This window comes from Vibrio sp. 947, from assembly GCF_033339115.1.
In the GTDB taxonomy this organism is placed as follows: Bacteria; Pseudomonadota; Gammaproteobacteria; order Enterobacterales; family Vibrionaceae; genus Vibrio; species Vibrio alginolyticus.
Genome location: NZ_JAWOTX010000001.1, coordinates 465544 through 490911, shown reverse-complemented (window position 1 = coordinate 490911; position 25368 = coordinate 465544). Strand labels below are relative to the sequence as shown.

The 25368-nt window shown below is 45.1% G+C and carries 20 protein-coding genes; 8 read left to right on the top strand and 12 right to left on the bottom strand.

Going from position 1 to position 25368, the window contains the following annotated elements; genetic code table 11:
* Complete coding sequence (locus R7Q39_RS02120) at window positions 1–1626, top strand: ABC transporter substrate-binding protein (RefSeq protein ID WP_318075714.1); 1626 nt, start codon at window positions 1–3, stop codon at window positions 1624–1626.
* A gap of 63 nt (window positions 1627–1689) precedes the next feature.
* Here the strand turns inward: R7Q39_RS02120 and R7Q39_RS02115 are convergent, their stop codons facing one another.
* On the bottom strand, window positions 1690–2274 hold the full coding sequence (locus R7Q39_RS02115) for a flavodoxin family protein (protein WP_186585568.1): 585 nt from the start codon (window positions 2272–2274) through the stop codon (window positions 1690–1692).
* Window positions 2275–2505: 231 nt separating this feature from the next.
* Here R7Q39_RS02115 and R7Q39_RS02110 point away from each other — a divergent pair, with 231 nt between their 5' ends.
* The gene (locus R7Q39_RS02110) at window positions 2506–2844 is read left to right on the top strand and encodes a hypothetical protein (RefSeq protein ID WP_025500824.1); all 339 of its coding nucleotides are present in this window, start codon (window positions 2506–2508) and stop codon (window positions 2842–2844) included.
* Between the two features lie 300 nt (window positions 2845–3144).
* Here the strand turns inward: R7Q39_RS02110 and R7Q39_RS02105 are convergent, their stop codons facing one another.
* The 7 genes from R7Q39_RS02105 to R7Q39_RS02075 all read right to left on the bottom strand — a co-directional run bounded on the left by R7Q39_RS02105 (window position 3145) and on the right by R7Q39_RS02075 (window position 13734).
* A complete protein-coding gene (locus tag R7Q39_RS02105) occupies window positions 3145–3738 on the bottom strand; it encodes a mechanosensitive ion channel family protein (protein WP_017820061.1) in 594 nt (197 codons plus the stop codon).
* 493 nt (window positions 3739–4231) lie between these two features.
* Entirely contained in the window at window positions 4232–6346 is a 2115-nt protein-coding gene (locus R7Q39_RS02100) for a type I secretion system permease/ATPase (RefSeq protein ID WP_005374556.1), read from the bottom strand.
* Window positions 6347–6361: 15 nt separating this feature from the next.
* Window positions 6362–8275 (bottom strand): EAL domain-containing protein, encoded by a 1914-nt coding sequence (locus R7Q39_RS02095; RefSeq protein ID WP_005374560.1) that lies wholly within the window; start codon window positions 8273–8275, stop codon window positions 6362–6364.
* 5 nt (window positions 8276–8280) lie between these two features.
* Window positions 8281–8964, bottom strand: coding sequence for a transglutaminase-like cysteine peptidase (locus R7Q39_RS02090; protein WP_005374561.1), 684 nt, complete (start codon window positions 8962–8964; stop codon window positions 8281–8283).
* A 114-nt stretch (window positions 8965–9078) separates the two neighbouring features.
* A complete protein-coding gene (locus R7Q39_RS02085; protein WP_005374562.1) occupies window positions 9079–10470 on the bottom strand; it encodes an HlyD family type I secretion periplasmic adaptor subunit in 1392 nt (463 codons plus the stop codon).
* A 173-nt stretch (window positions 10471–10643) separates the two neighbouring features.
* Entirely contained in the window at window positions 10644–11867 is a 1224-nt protein-coding gene (locus R7Q39_RS02080) for a sigma-54-dependent transcriptional regulator (RefSeq protein ID WP_318075713.1), read from the bottom strand.
* Window positions 11860–13734, bottom strand: coding sequence for an ATP-binding protein (locus tag R7Q39_RS02075; RefSeq protein WP_318075712.1), 1875 nt, complete (start codon window positions 13732–13734; stop codon window positions 11860–11862). The genes R7Q39_RS02080 and R7Q39_RS02075 overlap by 8 nt, the downstream gene beginning before the upstream one ends.
* A 115-nt stretch (window positions 13735–13849) precedes the next feature.
* On the opposite strand from R7Q39_RS02075, the gene pdxH reads away from it, so the two are divergent.
* Window positions 13850–14485 carry a pyridoxamine 5'-phosphate oxidase gene (gene pdxH / locus R7Q39_RS02070; protein WP_318075711.1) on the top strand — a complete coding sequence of 212 codons (636 nt, stop codon included), beginning with the start codon at window positions 13850–13852 and terminating at the stop codon, window positions 14483–14485.
* Window positions 14486–14558: 73 nt separating this feature from the next.
* On the opposite strand, the gene R7Q39_RS02065 is transcribed toward pdxH, so the two are convergent.
* A complete protein-coding gene (locus R7Q39_RS02065; protein WP_017820063.1) occupies window positions 14559–15278 on the bottom strand; it encodes a PAS domain-containing protein in 720 nt (239 codons plus the stop codon).
* Between the two features lie 972 nt (window positions 15279–16250).
* Between R7Q39_RS02065 and R7Q39_RS02060 the strand changes: the two genes are divergently transcribed.
* The 4 genes from R7Q39_RS02060 to putP all read left to right on the top strand — a co-directional run bounded on the left by R7Q39_RS02060 (window position 16251) and on the right by putP (window position 22950).
* Window positions 16251–17063 carry an AraC family transcriptional regulator gene (locus R7Q39_RS02060; protein ID WP_171342408.1) on the top strand — a complete coding sequence of 271 codons (813 nt, stop codon included), beginning with the start codon at window positions 16251–16253 and terminating at the stop codon, window positions 17061–17063.
* Window positions 17064–17469: 406 nt separating this feature from the next.
* Window positions 17470–20601 (top strand): bifunctional proline dehydrogenase/L-glutamate gamma-semialdehyde dehydrogenase PutA, encoded by a 3132-nt coding sequence (putA, locus tag R7Q39_RS02055; RefSeq protein WP_138939518.1) that lies wholly within the window; start codon window positions 17470–17472, stop codon window positions 20599–20601.
* Between the two features lie 11 nt (window positions 20602–20612).
* On the top strand, window positions 20613–21320 hold the full coding sequence (locus R7Q39_RS02050) for a 1-pyrroline-5-carboxylate dehydrogenase (RefSeq protein WP_005383557.1): 708 nt from the start codon (window positions 20613–20615) through the stop codon (window positions 21318–21320).
* A gap of 136 nt (window positions 21321–21456) precedes the next feature.
* On the top strand, window positions 21457–22950 hold the full coding sequence (gene putP / locus R7Q39_RS02045) for a sodium/proline symporter PutP (protein ID WP_005374582.1): 1494 nt from the start codon (window positions 21457–21459) through the stop codon (window positions 22948–22950).
* A 124-nt stretch (window positions 22951–23074) separates the two neighbouring features.
* Here the strand turns inward: putP and R7Q39_RS02040 are convergent, their stop codons facing one another.
* On the bottom strand, window positions 23075–23608 hold the full coding sequence (locus tag R7Q39_RS02040; protein WP_042522265.1) for a GNAT family N-acetyltransferase: 534 nt from the start codon (window positions 23606–23608) through the stop codon (window positions 23075–23077).
* A 148-nt stretch (window positions 23609–23756) separates the two neighbouring features.
* Between R7Q39_RS02040 and R7Q39_RS02035 the strand changes: the two genes are divergently transcribed.
* A complete protein-coding gene (locus R7Q39_RS02035; RefSeq protein WP_005374587.1) occupies window positions 23757–23996 on the top strand; it encodes an RNA recognition motif domain-containing protein in 240 nt (79 codons plus the stop codon).
* 91 nt (window positions 23997–24087) lie between these two features.
* On the opposite strand, the gene R7Q39_RS02030 is transcribed toward R7Q39_RS02035, so the two are convergent.
* Together R7Q39_RS02030 and R7Q39_RS02025 are read right to left on the bottom strand one after the other, a co-directional pair.
* Window positions 24088–24522: a hypothetical protein gene (locus R7Q39_RS02030; RefSeq protein ID WP_017820067.1), complete on the bottom strand. Its 435-nt coding sequence runs from the start codon at window positions 24520–24522 to the stop codon at window positions 24088–24090.
* 18 nt (window positions 24523–24540) lie between these two features.
* Window positions 24541–25074 carry a GNAT family N-acetyltransferase gene (locus R7Q39_RS02025; protein WP_318075710.1) on the bottom strand — a complete coding sequence of 178 codons (534 nt, stop codon included), beginning with the start codon at window positions 25072–25074 and terminating at the stop codon, window positions 24541–24543.
* Window positions 25075–25368 lie beyond the last annotated feature (294 nt).

Genomic DNA, 25368 nt, shown 5'->3' with positions numbered 1-25368 from the left:
ATGGATTTTAAAAAACATTCAACGGCGTTGCTGATTTCCTCTTTATTCACCCCTTTTCTTGCTACATCAGTTGCTGCGGAGACCTTACCTAAAGGCATTCAACTTGCCGCAGAACAGCATGTAGTACGTGCGAATGACGCAGAGGCGGCGACGCTTGACCCAGCGAAAGCCGAAGGTCTGCCAGAAATGCATGTGATTCGTGACTTATTTGAAGGGCTTGTGATTCAAGATCGTGACGGAAACATTATTCCCGGTGTGGCAGAATCATGGGAAACCAACGACAACCAAACCTTTACTTTTCACTTGCGCAAAGACGCGAAATGGTCGAATGGCGAGCCTGTGACAGCGGATGATTTTGTCTATTCACTGCGCCGAGCGGTAGATCCGAAAACCGCTTCTCCAAATGTTTGGTATCTCAAACTCACCAAGATCAAAAACATCACCGATGTAGCAGAGGGCAAAAAGCCTTTGGACGATCTCGGTATCAAGGCAGTGGATAAATACACCCTACGTTTTGAGTTGGACAGTCAAGTGCCGTACTTTGTTGCTATGACTGGGCACACGTCCATGATGCCAGTGCATCAAGCGACAGTGGAAAACCGCGACAAGCCGTGGAGCGAACCAGACCAATTTGTTAGTAACGGTGCATTCACATTGGATAAGTGGGTCGTGAATGAGCGCATTGAACTGGTTAAGAGTCCAAGTTACTGGGACAGCGCAGATACGCATCTAAACAGAGTGACTTACATTCCGTTTGAAAACCAAAACGCGTCGATCAATCGTTATGCGGCAGGAGAGCTGGATATCACGTCAGATGTGCCGACTCATATGGCGCAGAAACTTAAACAAGATTACAAGCAGGCTTACACGGTGGTGCCATTATTGTGCACGTATTACTACGCGTTCAATACCACTCGTCCGCCATTTGATGATGTGCGAGTGCGTCAAGCGGTGTCGTACTCCATCATGCGCGATGTGATTACGAATGGTGTCACGCAAGTGGGCAACCTTCCTGCTTATACTTTTGCGCATCAGTACACCGCAGGGTTTGATGCGACGCCGCCTGAATACAGTAAGTGGAGTCAGCAACAACGTGACGAGAAAGCGCGTCAGTTGTTAAAAGAAGCGGGTTACAGCCAAGACAAGCCGCTCGATTTTAAATTGTTGTACAACACCAGTGAGGCAAACAAATCGATCGCGGTTGCGATAGCGTCGATGCTACAAAAAAATCTCGGTGCAAACGTGGAGTTAGAAAACCAAGAGTGGAAGTCGTACTTAGTGGCGCGTAAACAAGGCAATTTCGATGTGATGCGCGCTTCCTGGTGTGGTGATTACAATGAAGCGTCTACTTTCCTGAGCTTACTTCGCTCAGGTTCTTCGGGTAACTTTGCACGTTACAGCAATGAAGCGTACGACAACGCGATGAACAGTGCATTGGCCGCAACCGATGAGAAAGCGCGCCAAGGTTTCTATGAGCAAGCCGAGCAATTGTTGGCGGCGGATATGCCAATCGCACCGATTTACTACTACATGCAAGCGCGTTTGGTTCGTCCTACGGTTGGCGGTTTTGCCAAGAGCAACGTAGAAGGTCGTATCTACTCGAAAGACCTCTACATCAAGAAGTAGCGCTCAAAACAAGCGATAAATATGAAGCCCCGAAGATGTATCTTACGGGGCTTCTTTTTATTGTTAGCGAGTGGAGAGCTTGTTCACGAGCATAGCGACTCGTTTGCCAAGATACTCTGCTGTTGCAACATCAGAAGCATGCAACTGACCATCTTCACCACCTTGTGCAACAATACCACCTTGTACACCATAACGATTCAGGTTTTGCTCCCCAGAATTGCTGATCTTATCCAATCCGACCCACATCATACCGTGCTGGTAAGCGAAGGTTTGAAGGTATTGCAGTGAGCAAGATTGGTCGCCATTCATTGCCCCACCACTGGTAAAGCCAGCCGCGATTTTGCCCGCCCATTTTTGGTAATACCAAGATTCACTGCTTGCATCTGCAAATGCTTTAAACTGCGCTGCTACACCGCCCATATAGGTCGGTGAGCCAAAGATAATCGCATCACACTCAGCAAGTTCATCCATTAGTTTAGAGTTCACAAAACGTCCCTCAATAATCTCACTGCCTTCAATTCGGTGAGAGAGGATTTCACATTCATCTTGCTGCTTAATGCCTTGTTGTTCAAGGCCTGCGGCAATCGCGCGAGCAAGCTGACCAGTAACGTCGGTTTTAGAGAAATAAATAATCGCAATTTTGGACACAATGGTTCCTTTTTTCATTGTTGATTTTTAATCGTGCGACTAAGGCTAAAACCTCAAGCTAAGTTGAGGTCAAGAAGAGATTTGAGATAGATAAAGTACGAATTGGTATCTAAAGAGCTTTCTTATAGGGTAAGTCGACGGCATAACTACAGTGAATGCAACGACGATGAATATCGTGTATAAAAGCGTTAAAGGAAGATCTTAAAGATGTAGAAAACTCTCTTGGAAACAATGATAAAGGTACCGATACTAGTGATGAGTAATAGGCGGAAAAATAGATTAAAATATGTAAACTCAGACCTGATCCAAGGCGGGAAAAGTACATTTCATCGTTTCTTAAGGCGAGGGATTATTATCATTATGGTAGGAGGCCTTTCTACAGCCTCTTCCACGGTATTTGCACACTTTATAGCGGGTGTGTTTGATGTGGATATGAATGTTCATCCAGAGAGCTTAGAAGAAAAAGTGCATGCACTACTTTTTGTTTCGGTCAGTCTTGTTTTTTACCTCTTTTATGCCCTTATCTCGCTAAATATTAGTGGGTGGCTCATAATGAAGCTAAAAATATAAGCTTAACTAAAACCATGTCCTTGTATTTTAAGGAAGATGGAACTAGTGACGATTTTTTCTTTGCTTGCACCATCTCTATTTTTTGTATTTATTTAAGGTTCGTAAATAAGAAGCTTCCTTTGGTTGAAGTGGCGCTTTTGGTTTCGGCGATGTGTCATGCTTTTATCATGAAAGAATACAGTGGTGACCTTCAGCTTATACGTTTTGTCTCTTCACTGTTTTTCGCCATTAACTTTGGGTTATTTGTGACCACCAAGTGATACTAAAAAGCCGATGTAGATACATCGGCTTTTTAGTGGGTTATTTCTTTCTGCGAGTATAAATCCGAGATTTTGCTTTACTTGGCTCTGGCTTGTTTTTTGCCAGCTTTAGCACTGCTTTTTGCAAAATCTGGTTGTTTGGGTAAGTGATTAAGTTACCGTTGTCGTGCTTAATTAACACGTGAAACATGCTGATTTCTTGAATCTCACCGCAGATGTCTTCATCTTTGTCTACGACTTTAATTCGGTCACCCACTCGGTACGGGAAGACAAAAAAGATCAAAAAGCTGGCAGTGATGTTGCTCAGAATTGACCACTGCGCAATAAACGCCACACCTAATACGGCAAAAATGGACGATAGGAACAAAGACACATCGCCATAGCCAATACCTGTGATAATGGCAAAAATAGAGGCGGTCAAAAATAGCAGCGCGACATTGAAACAGCGCTGAATAAAACTCAAACGAGCCTTTTTTACACCTTTCGTTGTTGCCAAATTTAGGATGGCTCTATTTACAATCCTCTTCAGGATGCGATACGCGATCAGGACAAAAATGCCCATCAATAGTTTGTAACCGAGGGAGCCCGTAGTGAAATACTGGCTCACTTGCTCTAATTGGATCCAATCATTCATTTCTTCATCTCGACGATATCTAGAAAGCGGCTTTTATAGCTGATTTTTTGCTGTAAGTAATCACAATTTTTCTTTACACCATTTGTCTCTGTGTTGAGGTTCCACAGAGTACTATATAAGTTAATCAAAGACTTAGTGAGTATTACGAACTCTTTGGCTTCATTACTTATATTCAATCAAAGCTGACGTGATTTTGAAGAGAGCAATCTTTGAGCTGTATCCCATATCCGACATTCTATGACGCTAGTTCCGTATAAACGAGCTGAATATGACTTTTGTCCTGATAACCTAAGATGTATTAATTGAAATAGCTTTTAGGGCGTTGAAAAATGGAAGAAGATGAAAAGGCGATTATGATTTTATTCGTGATTGTTGGCCTTGTACTCGTTTGGGTCGCGCTTGAAGAACTTAATTATCTCGGACTCCCAATAAAATAAGCCCCGTTAAACACAAGTTAAACGGGGCCTTTGTCTTTTATCAATGTGAATTCAGGCTAGCTAACCGCACGCACTTTGCCTTGTTTCAAATCGTTCAGCACTTGCGCTTTAGGGCCATCTGCGATGATGCTGCCTTTCTCCATCACAATTACGCGATCAACGATGTCGAGCATAGACGTTTTATGCGTAATCAGAATCAGCGTTTCACTAGGTTTCAACTGTGCTAATTGATGCTTAATGTGCATCTCTGAGCGGTTATCCATTGCACTGGTTGGTTCATCCATGAGTAGAACAGGAGGACGACCCAAAAATGCACGAGCGATCGTGACTGCTTGACGTTGACCACCCGAAAGCATTGCACCACCTTCACCAACTTGGCGTTCTAAGCCCGCAGGGTCAGATTGCGTAAACGCAGTAACACCGGCACGATTCGCTGCGTCTAGTACGTCACGGTCATCGGTTAATGGGCGACCTAGCGTAATGTTGTCGCGGATAGAACCAAAGAACAGATTCGAATCTTGCGGCACACAACCAATATTACGGCGAATGTCGACATGATGCAGCTGTGCGATGTCGGTATCATCAATGCGAACATGACCTTCCGTCGGCTGATACAAGCCCATGATGAGACGTTCTAACGTGGTTTTACCCGAACCGATACGGCCTATGATCGCTACTTTTTCGCCTGGGTTAATGGTCAAGCTCAAATCTCGAATCGACGCCACCGGTGAATCTGGGTAGTGGAAGGTCACGCGTTCAAGTTCAATTTTGCCTTGTACTATTGGGCGGTGAATGTAACGTTTACCTTCTTCTTGTTCATCCGGCATTTCCATGACTTGATTGATAATTGTCATAGAAGACTTCGCTTGGTTGTAGCGCGTAGAGAGTAAGGATAACTGAACCAAAGGACCAATCGCGCGGCCGCTAAGCATGGTTGCGGCAATCAAACCACCCATGGTTAAGTCGCCTTCTGCAATTAAGTAAACGCCTAGGATGATCATCCCTACGTTACTACTTTGCTGGACAAAACCTGCCGCGTTTTGAATGCTATCCGTAATTCGGCGGCTTTTTATATTCCAGTTCGCCATGTGCGCAACTGCCTCTTCCCAGCGGTATTGGAATTGGCTTTGCGCACTGAGCATTTTTACGGTTTCTAACCCAGCCAAGCTCTCTATCAAATTGGCATATTTTTGCGATGCTAGGCGTGAACCCTCCTCAATGGAGCGGCGCAGCGGCCCTTGTATCAGTAGCGAGTGAATAATCAAAATGACCACGCCCACCATCGGTACATACACAAGATCGCCAGCCATTAGCCATATAATCACTAAGAACAAAATGGCAAAAGGCAAATCAATGAGAGCACTGACGGTCGCTGAAGTAAAAAACTCTCGAATAGATTCGAATTCTTGTAAATGGCGAGCGAAGGCACCGACCGAAGGCGGCTTTGATTCCATTCTAATCCCCATCACTTTGCTGAACAGTTTGGATGAAATCAGAATGTCAGACTTCTTGCCCGCCACATCAATGAAGTAATTTCTCAGCGACTTGAGAATGAAGTCGAACAGGAACACGACAAAGATGCCGCTTGCTAGTACCCATAGGGTTTCAAACGCAAGATTCGGAACCACTTTGTCGTACACCAAGCGAGTGAATAGCGGAGCGGCAACCGCAAAGAGGTTGATGAGAAGTGATGCGATTAAAACATCACGGTAGATGCGTTTTGACTGCCACAAGGTGGACCAGAACCAGTGGCCTTCGTTGGTTTTGAGCACTTCGGGAGAGCGCTCATCGAAACGGAATTGCTTTTTAACTAAAAAGTACCGACCAGTGTATTGCTCAAGTAGGTCTTCTAATGGAATAGAGATCGGCACCATTCCACTTTCTAGGGTGGTGACTTCGGCCTCGCGTTTCTCCATATTGATGCTGTTGAGAACGCAAGAGTCACCGCCTTTAAGAACTAAGATTGCCGGCAGAATTAGGCTGGAGATGCTCTCCAGCTCTGCGCGGTTTTCCTTGGCAACCAATCCGGCCCTTTCCGCTGCTCTTGGTAGCAAAAATGGGGTCAGTTTACCGTCAGATAGCGGTAGTCCGTTGACTAGCGCTTCTGGCGAGTTAGCTAACCCATAGTAACGGCTAACGTAGATGAGCGAATTCAGTAAAGGGTCTTTCATCGTTGATAAACCTTTTTATTCCTTGTCGACGATGAATCCTTGGAATACCTCAACAAAATGTTCAGTGAGGAAATCCAACTGGATTTGAGTTTCGATACGCGATGCGATAGTCGTAATACCAAGGTTGTGGGCAGTACGAGAGATCGACGTTAGCGTGAATTTCTGTTTTTCGTCGTGCAAGTTGTGTGTGAATAGGTAATCGAGCTTCACATAGTTCGGGCGGAACTCTTGGATGTATTCCAAAGATTGGAAGTTACGTCCGTAGTTATCTACGCCGAACTCAGCACCTGATTGGCGAATGGCATTACATAACAGTGCTGTGTGGTGAGGCTGATCGATAAAGCATTCCTCTGGAATTTCAAAATGTAGCTTAGAGGCCACTTTGGCGTGTTTCTCTAGCATGCTCGTTGTCCAGCGAATAAACGATGGTTGAGACAAGCTGCTTTGCGCGATGTTAATCGCGACTGGGTCATTAAGTTCACCATTTTCTAGCATCTTAATCATTGATTCAATGACATACTGGTCAAAGATGTTGGTGGCGTCTAACTGTTCTAGTGCGAATAGGTATTGATTCGCACGATACGTTTCACCATCTTTTTCGATGCTTGAAAATACTTCGTTGTGGAATACTTTACCCCATGTGTTTTTCGCAGCTTGGAAACGGAATTTAACCCAATCACTATGAATGGCTTCTTCAACCAACGCTTTCCATTGCTGTTTACCCATCAAACTAGAAGGTGTATCACTGCCAATGAAGCCGTATGGCTTGTCTGGTTGCGCTTTGGCTTTCGATAGTGCGTTGTCCACCATCGAGAGGATTTCAGAGCGCGTTTTCTGATCTTTGCTGTGTGCAACCCCTAGTGACGCTTTAGGTTTTGCTAAGCCTGTTGGGTCAGTATTTAGGCCGTTCACACAATTGACGATGCTGTCCGATAAAATGCGTAACTCGCTCTCATCCATATGAGGGAAAAGCAAGCCGAACTCATCACTAGACAAGCGAGCAATAGTGGCACCCGGTACATCAATGGTGTTTTTCAAACGTTGAGACAGTTCTTTAACGTGGGCATCTGCGCGTTGGTAATCTTTGGTCTCGTAAATGTCCCCAATGTATTCAGCATGGAGTAGCGCGATACCCCCTTGCGTTTGCTCTGCAAGCCATTGGTCAATTTGGTTGATGTAGAATGAGCGGTTACCCAATTTAGATATAGGATCGAGGTAAGCTTGAGCACGCAGACGTTGCGCCTCTTTGGCTTGCTCTTTGAATGATAGCTCGATTTGAGCAGACATCATGTTAATGCCATCTACCACCGCGATAAGATCTTTGGTTCTTGGACGAGCAAGCGGTTCACCAAATTGGTTATTCGCGATTTCATGCATTTTATTCACGATGGCCGTTAATGGTTTTAGCGAGCGACGTAGGATGTATGAAATTGCCACTAAACCAGCTAGAAAAATGACACTGAATACAGACAGCAAGCCAATAAAACCTTGCCAGAGCTGCTCGTAAGCTGCGCCTGGGTGGCTAATGATTTCTACTTCGGCGAGCTGCATCCAACCACTGGTCACAACACGCTTATCGTGAATCGCTTTAAATAGATTCATGTCGATAAACCATTGTGGCACCGTACTTGGTTTAACTGGGTAAGTACGCACGATCTGGTAGTCAGAATCTAATGCTGTAAGACGAACAACGGAGTAGGTGCTGCCGTCAAACAGAGCATTAATCACGGACTCAACCGCGACTTTATCTTTGTCCTTTAGGTAAGGAGCCAATGCCAAACCTACGGTGTTAATAGTGTTGTTGACCTCTGAACGTTGCTGTTGCTCCAAGCTGTCTCGAGTCGTGTTGAATTGGATTACGAATACTGATGCCAACAAGAGTATAAAGACCGTAACCATCCCCACCACAAGCTTCTTATATAGGGTCATGTTTCTCACTCGTCATAGTTAATTTTAGGTTTATTTAACTGCAACTTACGTTCGCGCGAGCGTAAGTCATTCCAAAGGCTCAACCGTGATGCTTTCCCTGCCAGCTCTCCAGTGCTAGCAGATGACTTCATCAACCACAGGTTTGTACCATTAAAACTGTATATCGGTAGCAAGTCGCTACGCTTAGAGGCTCGGACAATGTCAGGATTGATATTATCGAGAATGAGCGGCTCAGAACTTGGGGTAGGGTAGTAAGCTAATACCATGTGAAACTGATTCAGTTCGATGGCTTTTACGTATATTAACCGCATCTTTGAATCTGGTATTCCTAGCTCGAGTAAAGAGAAGTACTTAGCAATAGTGAAATCTTCACAGTCTCCTGCGTTACTCCCTAAAAATTCGAGTGGCGTAGCCCAATAATCTGTCTTTCCCCACAGTTTTATGTCGTCAACGAAATACAGCTGATTAAAAAAGTCGTTAACGCCAGCGAGCTGTTCATGAGTCTCTAATTGTTTAAATAAGTCGAGGTTCTTTCGCCATGTATTTACGCGCAATCCCGCACGTTCGCCGTACACCGCTGTGACCGTATTGACCCATCGTTGTTCTTTACTGTTCAGCGCACCAAGTTGGAACGACAAACAACTTAAGCTGATTAATAATGTAACTTTACGCTGCAAATTGGATCGCATATTCGACTCGTATCACAAGTATACTCTTCTAGAGAGTTCGTCAGTGAGAAATAAGTGCTTTTTATTTAATCGCTTATCGCTCAATACTCCCTATCGCGAGTATCTTAATGTGGTTTACTCCTTCAAGGCGTTCGTTTTGGCACTTAAAATCGGTTTAAGTAGATATTCCAAAACGGTTCGCTTCCCTGTGATGATATCGACCGATGCTGTCATTCCTGGAATGATTGGTAAATCTGCATCTTGACCAAAGTTTGTTTTTTCGGTGCGTACACGAACAATGTAGAAGCTGTTGCCTTCTTCATCTTGAGTGGTATCCGCGCTGATATGTTCCAACTCTCCCTCTAAACCGCCGTACTTTGTGAAGTCGTAAGCTGTAAACTTCACGATAGCATGAAGATCTGGGCGTAAAAATGCGATGTCTTTTGGCGCAATTTTCGCCTCTACCAATAGTGTGTCTTCTGTTGGTACGATCTCGACGATATCCATACCAGGTTGGATAACACCACCGACAGTATTGATGTTCAGTGTTTTGATTTTGCCTGTTACTGGCGAATTCACAACCGTTCGGTTTACTCTATCTTCCAAGCCCACCGCTGATTCAACCAAAGCAGATAACTGGTCTTGGGCGCTGTTGAGTTTCTCTTGCTGTTCAGAGCGGAATTTGAGTGCAACATCAATACGGTTGAGCATGGATTCTCGAATCGCTGATTGCAATACGGGAATCTTGAGCTCACTGGACGTCATTTCACGACGGGTATCGTTGACTTGGCGCTGTAATTTGAGCAGTTCAATACGAGGAACAACGCCCTCGTCTGCCAAAGGTTTGGTGATATCGAGTTCTTTTTTCGCGTATTGGTAGCTTTGACGCAAGTTCCTTACTCGTGCTTGGATCTCTACCAAGTCCTGCTGCTTTTGCTGCACTTGTTGGTCAATAACAGAAAGTTGGTTGCGTAAATTATCTAGATCTTCGCGATATTCTGCTTTTTGACGCTGTGTGAGTTGAGGTCGAGTCTCTTCCAAGGTTGGTGGGAAGGTCAGTTTACCGTAATCAAGTAGTACACTTTGACGCCAGTTTTCCGTTTCAAAATCACGATTAACGGCAACACTGTTAATAGAAGCGGATAGTTGCAGCACAGATGCGGTAAGGTTGGCAACTTGTTGCTCACGTTCACGAAAATCCGAGCGAAAGCGGGTGTCGTCGATAAGCAGTAACTGTTGGCCTTTTTCAACCAACTGACCTTCTTTGACCAAGATTTCTTTGACTAAGCCACCTTCTAAGTTTTGGACTACTTGTATCTGTGAGGAGGGAATCACTTTGCCTTGACCAACCGTGACTTTGTCGATTTCAGCCCAAGATGCCCAACCTATTGCTGCAATGAAAAATAGCACCATAACCCAGAGCATAAAACGCGCGCTGTTGGGGGTATTGAGGAGCAATGCTGCAGTTTTGTCATCAACAAAATCCAACTCTTCATCGTTGAGTTTGTTGTAGTTATCTCGGCTCATCACAGTCCCTGCTTATATAATTACGGATTATCTTTTTGATCTTATTATTATTAACCGATCGTGTCAGCATGCTCGGCTAATAAAATATGAGAAGAGGGTTATTCTCTCTTCAAATGAGCTTTCTTACACTTTCTAAATCAAACAAAAGCATAATTAGCGCCGGAGTATAGCTATTACGCCTTGAACTTGGTTTTATCCAACTGATGTTTTTTTAGTTTGTCGTACAAGGTTTTGCGTGATACCTGTAATTCTAGTTGAACCTCTTTGAGTCTGCCGCGATGTCTTTGCAATGCATCGAATAACAAGCAATATTCAAAGTATTCTGTGCGCTGAGTCATACTCTGAATTTCAAGGCTTTTCTCACTGTTCCAATCTTCCATTCTAAAAGTATCTGGCTTGAGGGCACGAAGTTCAGCAAATTGGCGTAGCTGCTTAACGTTTTCTGGCCATTCGAGACTGGTGAGGTGTTTGACCTCTTCTAGGCTGATATGTGGCGGCTGTAACTGATATCGGCTCGCTGTGTGGCGCACAAAGTGCTTGTATAAAGGCCCTATATCTTCCTTTCTTTCATCGAGCGTCGGTAAGTGAATTAGAGTCGCCAGGGATTTTAGAGGTGGCTCGGCTTGGGTGGTCGCGCCAAAAACACGCTCAAGTTTTGGGTGCTTGAATAAGTATTCCCATTGCTCAAATGATACATGCTCTGCGCTATGTAAGTACAAACTGCAGTGGCGTTTTCCTTCACTTAAGCGGTGTATGGCTTTGTCGAGCGCTTCTAATGAAAGCTCATAGAGGTCTTCACCAGAAGCGGCGATTAGCTCACTGTCCGGTGTTGCATGTATGTCGTGGGCAAATTGTGCAGCGAGTCGCCGACCCGTACCATCTTGACCTACAAAAATGAGCGGCTGGCTTGTGGGCGCACTGATCAAGGCGCGACGAATGCTCACCATGGCCTTACTGTGACCAATCATTTTCGGACCAACATGAGTTTGCATGTCGAGCTCTTTCTTAAGCCAGATGTTTTCTTGCAACAAGTTCAGTTTATCGCTGGCATTGTTGAGCGATTTCATGAGCTGTTCCGTTGAAAACGGTTTTTCTAGAAAGTCGTACGCGCCGCTTTTCATCGCATCTACCGCGGTTTTCACATCTCCATGTCCAGTAAGTACGATGAATTGAAAGTGATCGTTTTTGCTTCGCAAAGTTCGCATAAACTCCAAGCCATCCATCACGGGCATATGGATATCGGTAATGATAATCGCAGGCATATTTGAGTCGATTACGCGTAAGGCTTCTACTGCGTTTGGTAAGCAGGTGACGTCTATCCCTTCAATCAGCAGGGCTTGAGACACGGCATCACGAATGTGTGGTTCGTCATCAACAAAGAAAACTGGGTTATTCATGGTCGTTTTCCACTTCTGGGGTACGTTTATTCTGATTGACTATTGGTAGCGTCACGATAAAGGTCATCCCTCCTGCTTGTTGTTCTGTGCTCTGATGTTTATAGGCACAGAGGGAGCCGTGATAGCTCTCTAAAATGCGTTTGGAGATGGTCAAACCTAATCCTAAGCCCTCTGGCTTAGTCGTAAAAAATGGATCAAAGATTTTTGCTAGGGCTTCGTCCGACATGCCAGGCCCGTTATCGGAAACAAGAATGTCGCAACTGTCATCATGACACTGAACAGCAATGGATATTTGCGGATCGATACAGTGGTTTTCCATCGCTTGTGCCGCGTTGTGGAAGAGGTTTATCAGCACTTGTTCTAATTCAACGCTGTGAATGGCCAGCTTCACATCATAGTCGATGGCCGGAACTTTTAGTGTTACTCCTTGCTTAATAAGCTTGTTGCTCAAAATGCTGGTGGCAGTATGTACCGCGTCGTGCAGTACTGAGATTTCATTGTGTGAATCGTGCGTGGCTTTCCGAGTAAAGACTTTTAAGCGGGCAATGACTTCCGAAATGGTGTCATTAAGTGTCAGCATTTTGCCCAAATTGTCGGCGACCATTGGGTATTTTTCCATTGCCAACAAACGCTGCGAGTTTTCGGTATAGGTTCTTAGTGCGGAAAGTGGCTGATTTATCTCATGATTAATACTGGCAGACAGCTCGCCCAACAGTGCCAATTTCGCGGCTTGCGTCAGCTCTTGTTGTGTTTGTTTAAGCTCTTGTTGGCTTTGTTCATATTGGCGGATGGTCTGTTGTAGCTTTTGGTTGGCTTCACTCAGAACTAGTGTCCGTTGCACTACTTTTTCTTCTAGGCTCACATTGAGATGGGCAAGGCGTGCTTTGTTAACTAGGGTTTGGAACCACGCTAACGCAATTAGAGCAATGAGCGCATATAAGATCAGGAAGACGATATCGGCCTGTAAAACGGCGGCAAGAACGCTGTTGTGGTTAATTAAGGCAACGACGCGAAACCCTTTATCCAATAAGTGTGTTGCGTATGCGAGGTAATTCGGTGATAGAAGCAATTGATTGTCATCAAACTCCGTGACACCACTGTGCGCCGTCAACTCACCAAAATATTCGGGCAAGGTATCGCCATATTGACGCGTTTCGGTAAGTTCAATTATTGCACTCGATGACAGTGGGAAAAGTGCACGATAGCGCCAGTCTGGTAAATTGCTCATAAACACGACATTGTGTTTATCTGTAATGAGTACGTCAGTCGTGGTTTGCGAAAGGCGCTGTTCTAATTGCTCCAAGTTCACTTTTACTGTGATCACGCCAACGACTTCCTCATTTACCCACAGCGGAGATGAGAAGAAGTACCCACGTTTATTCGAGCGCACGCCTAATCCAACATATTGAGCGGGCTCACCGCGTCGCGCATTTTTAAAATAGGGGCGATAGCTAAAGCTAGAGCCAACAAACGTATCTTCTTGCTGAAAGTTACTTGAGGCTATGACTAACCCGGTGCGGTCATGAACGTAAATCGTATCAGCCAAACTTTGCTTCAACCAATCTGATAACAGTAGGTTGAGCTCTTGAGAGGGCGTTCCGCGCTCTACTGCTTTGAGTAGTCTTGGGTCGTGACTTAATAGGTTTGGTATCTGTTCAAACTTTGCCAGTTCGTAGTCCACTTCTTGTGACACTTGCGCGGCTTGTCTCTCTAGCTTTTGTTGCCATTGATCATGTTGGTATTGAGTTGCGTAATGATGAGTAAGCGCAAGCCCTGAAATGCCGCCGGCACACAGTAGCAGTAAAAAATGACGTAGGGCTTTGGGGTTGAGTAAGTTCACGATCGGCTCACTGGTTTTTTGTGTCATGGTATCAAATGACGCACTGTGATGCTGTGAGCGGCAACGATAACAAGCACAATGATGTCCTTGTATTTCCTCAGTATCGGGAGCACAATCGACAAAAACGAGTGAAGGAGTAAAGATGGAACTTGCTGATATTCGTCGTGAGTACACCAAAGGTGGGCTGCGTCGTAAAGATTTGAAAGCTGATCCTATTGATCAATTTAATCTGTGGCTAGAGCAAGCAGTTGAAGCGGGTTTAACGGACCCGACTGCGATGACAGTTGCAACGGTTGATGAAAATGGCATGCCGTTTCAACGCATTGTTCTATTGAAAAACGTCGACAAAGATGGTTTTGTGTTTTACACCAACCTAGGCAGTCGCAAGGCCCAGCAGCTAGAGCATAACAGCAATATTAGTTTGCACTTCCCTTGGCATCCGTTAGAGCGCCAAGTTCATATTACTGGTGTGGCTGAAAAGCTTACCGCCGTAGAGAATATGAAATACTTTACTTCTCGTCCTAAAGAGAGCCAGTTGGCCGCAATCGCGAGCAAACAAAGTAGCCGTATTTCTGCCAGAGATGTGTTGGAAGGTAAGTTTTTAGAGCTAAAACAGAAGTTTGCTAAGGGTGAAATACCAGTACCAACCTTTTGGGGTGGCTTTCGCGTAAAACCAAAGAGCATCGAATTTTGGCAAGGTGGCGAACATCGCCTTCACGATCGTTTTCTTTTCTCCCAGCATGATGGAAGTTGGGACATTGATCGTTTAGCGCCATAGGCTTATGGTCCCTCATGAATAAACAAACACCGCCGAATTGGGGCGGTGTTTTTGTAGGTAGAAGCGATGCGAATTATCGCTCTCCATTCAACACAACCGATAATTGATGCTTAAGCAGCGTTTTGGGTACAACAGAGCCGTAGCCTGCTTCCATTGCTTTATCTATTAGTTCGTTCTTGCTGTTCGCTGCAAACTTATTACGTAAGCGTGCGACGTGACCTTCAACGGTTTTTGTTGATATGCCCATGACCTGAGAGATAAATTGAGGCTTTTTGCCATAGAGCAAGAGGAAAAGCGTTTCTTGCTCGCGGCATGTGAGCTTCTCTGGTTTTGGTTGTAAGTCAGAAAAACGAAAGATGGATTGTTGATTTGGGTTGGTACTGATTGCACGACAAACCCAATACCCGACTTCAATCACGGCGGTGTCGGTGAGTTCCCTTCCGTAGAAAATGGTGCCTACGATGTCGCCTTTGTCATCTCGCCACGGTGTTTTAGTAAATATATGTGCTCGCCAGCGGCCATCTGGATAAGGGTGGATATCCAGAATTTTTAGTGACTCGCCAGTTTCGAGAACGTGTTTATCTTGGCGTTGAAATTCTTGCGCGCATTCAGTGGTTGGGCTGGCCATATCAAAATCAGTTTTACCCAAGCACTCCTCGGGCGACGTGTGCCCTAACAGTTCTGCGTATTCCTGGTTTACGTATAGGAATACCGAATCTTTATCTTTGCATCCCCAACAACCTGGTAGCTGTTTAAGGAGGGATTGTTCTATGGTATCGACTGAAATATTCACAAAAGGACTCACTACATACTGCTTTTACCAATACAGAGACGTCCGTGTTACATGGCTCGTATTGATGTTGCCAAGTAGGCAGTTACGTTGCTAGAACACGTTCGTTGATTGGCGCTCAATCCAATTAAATTCGTGGTGTTCGATGTTTTCGTCAGGTAGTCATAGACAACGACGAAATGGAACGAAGAGTTTAATTGGGAAAATGGTCTGTTTCATTACAGATATGTGCGCTCACGGATGTCCGCCAATGTTCGGCTTACAACTCGTATCGTCCTTGATCATGCTTCCTACAACTCAGTTGTAATGTGGTTGACGTTCATATCACTTGTGAGCGAAAGAGCAGCACCTAAGCATATGAGAGGGACAGTGAGACAAACGCTATGATATCAGCTTATGCCATTGTTTTCATTGTTGAGAAGCGAAAAAAAAAGCCAGCCTGAAGACGGGCTGGCAACACAAGATATAATCTTGTCGACGTGTAGAAGAGGTTCTAAATTACCTAGCGAGGGTCTGCTAAGTAAGTTAGAGGTATCAATGAGATACCGAGAGCTTTAGATCGTATGCATCTTAAAGCTCGATAACTAATGTATTGAATCAGAAGCATATTAGTAAGGGGGGAAATCCCTCTATGTTGAGTTTAAGAGTGGGTTTCGATCCGTTTCAGGGACGAGTTATCTAATATGGAGCACGGTGTTTTACAAAATAACAGATTGTTCGGTAATAAGGATCTTTACATTGATTGATTATGTATACGTAAGGTGTTGCCTATCTATCCGTTTTTGTTAATAAAATTGGTTGCTCACTGACCGTAAATTAACCTCGCATGATCATCGTTCCGGAACTATGATCATGTAAATGAACTTGAGCATGCTGATTTGATCTTGTCGATTGAGTTGGGTAAAAGTTGCAACCCAACAAAGAAGGTATATGATGCGAAGACGTAAGCTGACCGTGTAAAGACGACTGTTTAAAATGAGTGATTCAGATAACCAAAAAATCCTTTCATATCAAGAGATTATTCTGCCAAAGCCGGCGGAGCTGATCACACTTCCGTCTTATATGGATTGCCACGATCATTCTTATACGCAGATCGTGATTGGTTTAAAAGGGCAAGCCGAATTTGAAGTGCGCGGGCGAGGTAATCTTGTCGGCCCTGGTCAAGGTTGTGTGGTTACCGCATGCTCTGATCATGCTTTCGGTGGCGTCATCAATCAATCGGATATTTTGGTGCTGAATATGCCCAAACCGACAAATGATGATCCTGAAATGCTTGAAAAAATCAATAACCTGGAGAGAGACCATGTCTACTTCCAGTTAGATAGTCAAATTCAGAAGCTGATACAGATGTTGGTTCAGGAAATGCGAAACCATCCGGATGACCTGCTGTTAAGTCGTGCGTGTAACGACACTGTGATTGCATTAATGCAGCGCCATATCTCGGCATTTGAGACCAGTCGAAAAGAGTCGCGCTTTGATTTGGAGGCGATTGATCGTTACATTGAGCAGCACCTGAGTCATAAGATTAGTGTGGCTCAATTGGCCGGGCGAGTGTTTCTTGGGGAAAGTCAGTTCCATTGCTTGTTTAAAGAGCAGATGGGGATTACACCTCATCAATATGTTCTCGGAAAGCGTATCGACATGGCTCGTGAATTAATCGAGCAAGGGCACCTTTCTTTAGGGCAAATTGCCGAGTTTACTGGCTTCTCAAGCCAGAGTACTTTTACTCATACTTTTACTCGCTTACAGGGAATATCACCTTCCCGTTATAAAAAACAAGTTGGATAACAACGCGTTTTTTTAGGTCAAATAATCATCAATCAGAATAAAGCCATGCACTATGCATGGTTTTTTTATGTTTTATTCATGTGACCTATCTCTCGTTTTTTTAAATTCTCTGTTCTTTGCAGTGGTTGATATGCCACTTGATCCTACATTTTCTCTTAGAACGAGCTCTTCACAAAAATCTTATTGATATTCTTGATATTTTGTTGTGAATGCAATGAAAAAATTAAAATTTACAACACAAAATATTACCTATTTGAATGTGACTATGTGGATGTTTTGTTATAAAAGCGAGTTTTTGGCAAAAATGTCGTAGTTTTTGACAAGTATTCTTATCGGCCTCAAAATACACTGCCAGCCATTGATAATCCTCGAAGCGGTTTTCGAGGAGTGAGATTGAGGAACACACATGTTTACAGCTACGAACGTGTTGACACCGGAATTTATCGGGCAGCCGCTTGATAAGTTGTGGTCACTGATCTCGCCATTATATATGGTGGACGAGTCTCAATGGCTAGAGCAACTATTGCCACTAGCGACGCCGACAGAGGATGAAAAATCGGCGATCACTACCCAAACGACCCACCTTATCGAAGCCATTCGTGCCGATAAGAAGTCAATCCAGATGATTGATGCTTTATTGCTGGAATACAGCTTAGATACTCAAGAAGGTATCTTGCTGATGTGTCTTGCAGAAGCATTAATGCGCATCCCAGATGCCGCGACAGCAGATTCTTTGATTAAAGATAAGTTGAGTGTCGCAGACTGGAAATCTCACCTGAAGAACTCTGACTCTGTGTTTGTTAACGCATCAACATGGGGCCTCATGCTAACAGGTAAAGTGGTTGGTCTTGGTGAGCAAGGCACCCAGAGCCCAGGTCAGGCTGTAAACCGTCTGGTAAATAAATTCTCTGAGCCTGTGATTCGTAAAGCCATGTATCAGGCAATGAAGATCATGGGTCACCAGTTTGTTCGTGGTCGTACGATCGAAGAAGCGCAGAAGAACGGTCGTCCAATGCGCGACAAAGGTTTCACCTACTCGTTTGATATGTTGGGTGAGGCGGCGTTAACTACAGCGGACGCGAACAAGTACTTCAAAGATTACCTAATGGCGATCGAAGCGGTGGGTCGCGAGACTTACGGTAACGACACCAGCCCTGCGCCTTCGATTTCCATCAAGCTTTCTGCATTACACCCGCGCTACGAAGTCGCAAATGAAGAACGTGTAATGACAGAGTTGTATGACTCACTAATGCAGCTATTGAAACGTGCAATTGAAGTCGACGTTGCAATCACAATCGATGCAGAAGAAGCGGATCGCCTTGAGCTTTCCCTGAAGCTATTTGAGAAAGTATACCGTAGCGATCTTGTGAAGGGTTGGGGCAAGTTTGGTTTGGTTATTCAAGCCTACTCAAAACGTGCGCTACCAGTCTTGGTGTGGCTAAATGCACTCGCAAAAGAACAAGGTGACGTTATTCCTCTGCGTTTGGTTAAAGGCGCGTACTGGGACAGCGAAATCAAGTGGTCTCAACAAGCGGGTTATGCAAATTACCCAGTATACACTCGCAAAGAAGCGACGGACGTTGCATACCTAGCTTGTGCTCGTTTCCTACTTAGCGAAGGTGTTCGCGGTAATATCTACCCACAATTTGCAAGCCACAATGCTCACACGGTGACGGCAATTGCTGTCATGGCGGAGCACAAAGAATACGAGTTCCAGCGCCTGCATGGTATGGGTGATTCACTGTATAACCATGTTATGAAAATGTACGGTCAGCCAGTACGTATTTATGCTCCTGTCGGTAGCCATGCTGATCTTCTTCCGTACTTGGTTCGTCGTTTGCTTGAAAATGGTGCGAACAGCTCGTTTGTACACCGTCTAGTTGATGCGCGTTGTCCGATTTATGAGTTGACCCATCACCCTGTGGATGTGTTGACGGGTTTTGACACGATACACAACGACAAAATTCCATTGCCTGCCGATATTTTCCCTGAGCGTAAGAACTCATATGGCGTCAACATTGATATCGACAGTGAGGCGAAGCCATTTGAAGCGCAGGTAGAAAGCTTCATGGACAATCAGTGGGTTGCAGGCCCGATGATCAATGGTGAGCGTTTTGCCGAAAGCATGATCAAGGAAAATGCGGCTGAGATCATCACCGCACCGTACGATCGCCGAATTGAAGTCGGCAAAGTGGCATTTGCAACACTTGATCATGTTTCCGCTGCAATTGATGCGGCGCAAACTGCTTTCTCTGATTGGAAAACCGTTCCTGTTGAGCAAAAAGCGGCTTGTTTAGAAAAGCTTGCTGACTTAATGGAAGAAAATTTGGCTGAGCTGGTGGCGATTTGTCACAAAGAAGCGGGCAAGACGATTCACGATAGTATTGATGAAGTTCGTGAAGCAGTGGATTTCTGTCGTTATTACGCGAAACAAGCGCAAAACCTACAGCCATTTGAGCTAGAAGGCTTTGACGGTGTGAAACGCATTTCTAGCCGTGAAGGTCTTGGTGTGTTTGTGTGTATCAGCCCTTGGAACTTCCCGTTGGCTATCTTCCTTGGTCAGGTAACGGCAGCACTGATTGCAGGTAACACTGTGGTTGCAAAACCTGCTGAGCAAACAAGCTTAATTGCCGCTCGTGCTATTGAATTAATGCTTGATGCGGGTTTCCCTGCTGGTGTGATTCAGTTACTTACTGGTCGCGGCGCTGAGATCGGTCATGCACTGACTTCTCATGATGCTATTGCTGGTGTGGCATTCACTGGCTCAACGGCAACGGCGCAACGCATTAACGTCACGCTCGCGGAGCGCAGCGCGAAACCAGTTCCGTTTATTGCGGAAACAGGTGGCCAAAACGCAATGATTGTGGACAGTACTGCATTGCCAGAGCAGGTGGTGCGTGATGTGATTCGTTCGGCGTTTGCATCTGCTGGTCAGCGTTGTTCTGCCCTTCGTGTTCTATTTGTACAAGAAGATGTAGCAGACCGTATGATCAACCTGATTCAGGGTGCGATGAATGAACTGCATGTTGGTTTACCTTACCTACACAAAACAGATGTTGGTCCGGTTATCGACAGCAATGCAAAACAAAAACTCCTCGCTCACCTTGAGCAAATGAGCAAAACACAGACTAAAGTCGCTCAGCTACAGCTGGATGAATCGTGCCAGCATGGTGACTTTGTCTCACCAAGTGCGTTTGAAATCTCGGGCATCGATGTGCTGAAAGAAGAACAATTTGGTCCAATCTTGCACATTATTCGCTTTAAAGCGTCTGAATTACCGAACGTGGTTGCGCAGATCAACAAAACGGGTTTTGGCTTGACGATGGGTATCCATAGCCGTAACGAAACCACGTACCGTTGGATTGAGAAACATGCACGAGTAGGTAACTGCTACATCAACCGAGACCAAGTTGGCGCTGTGGTTGGTGTACAGCCGTTTGGTGGTCAAGGCTTGTCAGGTACTGGCCCGAAAGCTGGTGGTCCACACTACCTATTCCGATTTACTCAACATCTTCTTGCTCAAGCAGAAAACGCATAAGGAGTCGCATTATGGTTCATCAGATCACCTATTTTAAAGATGCATTCTCTGCGTGGGAGCAGTGGAATCTGACTGATTTTGATTACAAATGCGAGCATGTTCTGGCATTTAAATCTGCACTAGAAGGGCAGCAGTCTACCGTTGCCAAAGTGGTTTCTTACCACTTGCAACAAGCATCAGCTCTTCTTGCAGAAACTCACCAGTTAGTTGGCCCTACAGGGGAAACTAACGAACTGTATGCCGCAGGACGCGGTGTGGCTTTGGTGATTTGTGAAAACAACATCGAGCCTGCTGATAATGCGTTATACAGTGCTTTTGCGATGATCACCTGTGCCTTAATTGCCGGCAACAGTGTGGTCGTTTGCAGTGACAATGCAGAGCTAAACCAATTGGTTAAGCAAGCTGTAGCGTTGGCAAACTTCCCATCTAACTTAGTCCAGGTTGTTGCGTACGATGCGTCTGCCCCGTTGCTTGAGAGCGATGTACGTAGTGTGGGTTATGTTGGGCGTTCACAGGTTGAGCATGCGCTCAATCTTCAACTAGCTAAGCGTGACGGTGCAATCGTCGGCTTAGTTTCTGAAACGGATTTAGAGTCACCGAAATTGGCTCATGATCCTCATCTCTCGTTGCGCTTCATTACTGAGCGCACTCGAACGATAAATATTACCGCGGTGGGTGGTAACGCAACTCTACTCGAGTTGGGGAACGAAACTCACTAACCTGACTTGTAATGCCAATCTGGAGTAACTGGACTGAGAGCCGGTCCAGATTGGTTTTTTATACTCTGATGTATTGCTGAGACGGTAAAATATCAGGGCAGGCAAGGAAGGAAATAATTATAACGAGGACTATCTAATGATAGAAAATAGCTTTGCTATCACGTCCACTTTTGTGGCGTATTTACTGATTATGGTTGCTATTGGCGTTTACGCGTATAAGAGGACTTCCAATTCATCTGACTACTTCCTAGGTGGCCGTAGCCTAGGTCCGTGGCCTGCTGCATTATCTGCAGGTGCTTCAGACATGAGTGGTTGGCTGCTGCTAGGCTTGCCTGGCTATGCGTACGCTGCGGGTATCGAGGCCTTCTGGTTAGCCGGCGGTCTACTTCTTGGTACATGGGCAAACTGGCTCATCAGTGCAAAACGCCTCCGTACCTACAGTATCCAAACTGACGCGCTAACGTTGCCAGAGTTCCTGTCACGTCGCTTCAACGATAAGTCGAAACTGATTCAGACAATCTCTGCGTTTTTCATTCTTCTATTTTTCCTTTTCTACACCAGCTCAGGTTTGGTCGCAGGGGGCAAACTGTTTGAGACGGTATTCGGTCTAGATTATACCTACGCTGTTATCATCGGTACGGTGTGTGTCGTTTCTTACACACTATTCGGTGGTTTCCTAGCGGTATCTTGGACTGACTTAGTGCAAGGTCTGCTAATGGCGGCTGCGCTAATGATTGTTCCTATAGCGGTAATGGACGGTGGTTTAGGTCAGCTAAGTTCTGATCTACATGACATCAACCCAGAACTTGCAACGCTATGGAATGACGCGAAAGGCGAACCATTGTCTGCGATTGCCATTATCTCTCTAGCGGCGTGGGGCCTTGGTTACTTTGGTCAGCCACACATCCTAGCGCGTTTTAAAGCGTCTCGTTCAAACAAAGATCTAACGACTGCACGTCGTATCGCAGTGATTTGGACGGCACTATCTATGGTTGGTGCAATGCTTGTTGGTCTTGTTGGTCTGGTTTGGGTTACGGGTCATCCGGGTACTCAACTAGAGGACGGTGAGAAGATCTTCATGCTATTGGTTAACGCAGTATTCCATCCTGTCGTTGCGGGTATGTTGTTAGCAGCAATCCTAGCGGCGGTAATGAGTACCGCTGACTCACAGCTCCTTGTTTCATCTTCAGCGCTTGCAGAAGACTTCTACAAGCAAGTATTCAAGCCAGAAGCGTCTTCTGAAGAAATCGTAATGATTGGTCGTATCGGTGTTATCGTTATTTCGCTTGTTGCGCTATTCCTAGCGATGACGCCTGATAGCTCAGTACTTGGTCTTGTATCTTACGCTTGGGCTGGTTTTGGTGCGGCATTTGGTCCTGCGGTTGTACTTAGCCTTTACTGGAGCGGTATGAACCGTAACGGCGCGTTAGCAGGTATTCTTGTTGGTGGTATCACTATCGTAGTTTGGAAGCAGCTAACTGGCGGTTGGTTTGATGTGTACGAAATCGTACCGGGCATCATCTTCTCTACGCTTGCCATCATTGTGGTAAGTAAAGCAACGGGCGGTGCTGCGCAAGACGTGTTAGACCAACACCAGTCGTTCGAGAAAAAACTGGTTGAACTAGACTAGTAACTTCCCGTATATGAACACAAAGCCCGCTATTTTAGCGGGCTTTGTTTTATCTGAAACTTAATTAACGTTAGTGGCGGTAGCTTGAGATCAGAGCTTAGCATTGCTCGGTTAGATTGGAGTGTTAGTCGCGACGAATTTTGGCGTAAATAACGGTGTTACTCAGCTCTCCCGATGTAGTCAGACGTTCGTTTCTGAGCTCTCCTTCGAACTCATAACCACAGCGCTCGGCTACAGCCCTGCTCTTTTGGTTGGTGCTATCAGCATGAATTGCGATTCTCTTTGCGCCCAAGTCATCAAACGCATAGCGCTCAACTTCGAGCACAGCCTCGGCAACATAACCATTGCCAACGGCAGCATTATCTAACCAATAACCTATCTCAAAGGACGGTACGTCGGGATCTCGAATCATCAGGCCGACCGCACCCAGTAAGCGATCGCTTTCCTTTTCAATCATGTAGTAACGCAGCTCTTCTTCGAAGTTTTCAAAGTTTGCGATGGCTTTCTCTGTCCCTTCTATCATCGCTTCTAATGTCAGCACATGAGGCACCCACGGCAGATAGACTTCGAGAGTTTTTTGGCTGCGAACGACAGCTTGATGCGCCTCTTCGGCTCGTTCTAAACAAGCAGGGATGAGTTTGAGACGTTTCGTTTCCATGCCGACTCTCCTATGGGTGAAAAATGAACGGAAAATCATTTAAACAGATGTACTTAGAATGATCTAGTCAACGCCGTCATATTATTCACTTGGTTTGCCAGAGAGAAACTGAGAGAATCGAACCGTTATCAAACCAACTAGGTTCATTATGAAACTTTTAGTAAGAAACTTGGCTCGTCACATGACCGAGCAAGATATCCGCAAATTATTCTCAGCGTACGGCAAAGTAGAACTGTGTTCGCTAGTGCTTGATCAAGACACGGGTTTGTCGAAAGGCTTCGGTTTTGTCATCATGCCGGACGAAGCAGAAGCCATTTCTGCTCTTGAAGCACTGAATTTGACGAACGTAGAAAAAAGCAAAATTCGCGTGAAAGTCGCACAAGACTAATACAGAGAAAAGCCAGCGTTATTGCTGGCTTTTTTGTCTTTCTATTTAGAGACCAAATTGGCAACATTCTAGAATGTCTTCTCTTTTCGTTTTAGCGAGATTGATCATCAATTCTCTCTTCAAGTTGTTTCATTAAATCCTTTAACTGTAGAGAATCGAAATTGTCTGAATTCGGCACTTGGTAAGCGTCGTTGACTGTGTAGAGCATCAAACTTTTGCTAGAGAAGAACTCTTTCTGTATTTGGACTTTGACAATGTCATCAAGAGGTAGACGGAAGTAAACCGTTGAGCCCTGGCGGTACTTCAAGGTGTTGGTGCTTGCATCGATATCTAGCGTTTTAGGATTGAACGCGCGGCGCGTGAAGTACGTTGAGAGCAGTTTCAATCCTATTATTGTGAGTGCTACGAGTCCAAACTCGACGATCTTGTCTGCTAGGTAGGAAAAATAGAACAGCGACAACAATACAGTTCCTAGCAAGAAAGGGTTGTTCTTGGGCAGATTTTGTGAAGTTTCATGGATGATCATCCGACATATTCCTCGACTTTATTCAGAAGCGACGAACGTGAGTTGGTAGACACAAACCTTTCGTTCTTTGCCTTGCATGCGCAATGTTTTGTCACCGATGTAAGGGATATTTAGTTTTTGGATCACCGATTTAGAACGCTGATTGTCCACCAAATGCATCACGGTTATTCCGTTTAACTCAAAGTGCATTCGAGCAAATTCGAGTAAGGCTTTGGAGGCCTCGAATGCATAGCCTTTCCCCCAATGTGGCACGCCAACCCAGTAGCCTAATGTACCGTAGCCCTCTTCGATACGCGGTAAACTCACTGCACCAAGTAACTCCCCAGTGTTTCGCAAGGTAATAGCGTACGCCACGCCTTGATGCTGCTGATACATCGGATCGTGCCTATCTATCCATGCTTGCGCCATCGGTCGCTCATAAGGATGAGGGATGTTTGCTGTCATGTCGGCAATTCGCTTATCTCCAGCGAGTAAAGCCACTGGTTGGCAGTCATCGATATTGAATGGCCGGAGGACGAGTCTTTCGGTAGTGAGAATCGGTTGTATCGTCATGCATTTCTTCCTTGATGAGACGGCTATAGCTGCTAGCAACTGGTTTGCGGGGTAAATCGAGATAACAAGGCGTCTCGAAAGCTCGATCTAGCCAGGCGTGTAGTTGTCATGCGCCTTACTAAATAATAAGCCCGAACAATTGCTTATGTGTAATGTGTCGTATTATTACACACATAAGCACGTTTGCTCATATTGATGGTACAAAAGTTGAGGTCTGACCAATGTCTCAGTTTTTTGATACTTTCGTTCAATTTTTTGAAGATAGGGCACAAAAAATTAAAGGAGCTTTTTAAT

Bases quoted from the DNA above. Each gene is read 5' to 3' on its own strand.
- R7Q39_RS02105 (WP_017820061.1), bottom strand. From the start codon at position 3,738: ATGAATGATTGGATCCAATTAGAGCAAGTGAGCCAGTATTTCACTACG.
- R7Q39_RS02050 (WP_005383557.1), top strand. From the start codon at position 20,613: ATGGTTCATCAGATCACCTATTTTAAAGATGCATTCTCTGCGTGGGAG.
- pdxH (WP_318075711.1), top strand. From the start codon at position 13,850: ATGGAACTTGCTGATATTCGTCGTGAGTACACCAAAGGTGGGCTGCGT.
- R7Q39_RS02040 (WP_042522265.1), bottom strand. From the start codon at position 23,608: ATGGAAACGAAACGTCTCAAACTCATCCCTGCTTGTTTAGAACGAGCC.
- putP (WP_005374582.1), top strand. From the start codon at position 21,457: ATGATAGAAAATAGCTTTGCTATCACGTCCACTTTTGTGGCGTATTTA.
- R7Q39_RS02120 (WP_318075714.1), top strand. From the start codon at position 1: ATGGATTTTAAAAAACATTCAACGGCGTTGCTGATTTCCTCTTTATTC.
- R7Q39_RS02060 (WP_171342408.1), top strand. From the start codon at position 16,251: ATGAGTGATTCAGATAACCAAAAAATCCTTTCATATCAAGAGATTATT.
- R7Q39_RS02100 (WP_005374556.1), bottom strand. From the start codon at position 6,346: ATGAAAGACCCTTTACTGAATTCGCTCATCTACGTTAGCCGTTACTAT.
- R7Q39_RS02025 (WP_318075710.1), bottom strand. From the start codon at position 25,074: ATGACGATACAACCGATTCTCACTACCGAAAGACTCGTCCTCCGGCCA.
- R7Q39_RS02035 (WP_005374587.1), top strand. From the start codon at position 23,757: ATGAAACTTTTAGTAAGAAACTTGGCTCGTCACATGACCGAGCAAGAT.
- R7Q39_RS02085 (WP_005374562.1), bottom strand. From the start codon at position 10,470: ATGAGCCGAGATAACTACAACAAACTCAACGATGAAGAGTTGGATTTT.
- R7Q39_RS02030 (WP_017820067.1), bottom strand. From the start codon at position 24,522: ATGATCATCCATGAAACTTCACAAAATCTGCCCAAGAACAACCCTTTC.
- putA (WP_138939518.1), top strand. From the start codon at position 17,470: ATGTTTACAGCTACGAACGTGTTGACACCGGAATTTATCGGGCAGCCG.
- R7Q39_RS02090 (WP_005374561.1), bottom strand. From the start codon at position 8,964: ATGCGATCCAATTTGCAGCGTAAAGTTACATTATTAATCAGCTTAAGT.
- R7Q39_RS02080 (WP_318075713.1), bottom strand. From the start codon at position 11,867: ATGAATAACCCAGTTTTCTTTGTTGATGACGAACCACACATTCGTGAT.
- R7Q39_RS02095 (WP_005374560.1), bottom strand. From the start codon at position 8,275: ATGACCCTATATAAGAAGCTTGTGGTGGGGATGGTTACGGTCTTTATA.
- R7Q39_RS02075 (WP_318075712.1), bottom strand. From the start codon at position 13,734: ATGACACAAAAAACCAGTGAGCCGATCGTGAACTTACTCAACCCCAAA.
- R7Q39_RS02110 (WP_025500824.1), top strand. From the start codon at position 2,506: ATGATAAAGGTACCGATACTAGTGATGAGTAATAGGCGGAAAAATAGA.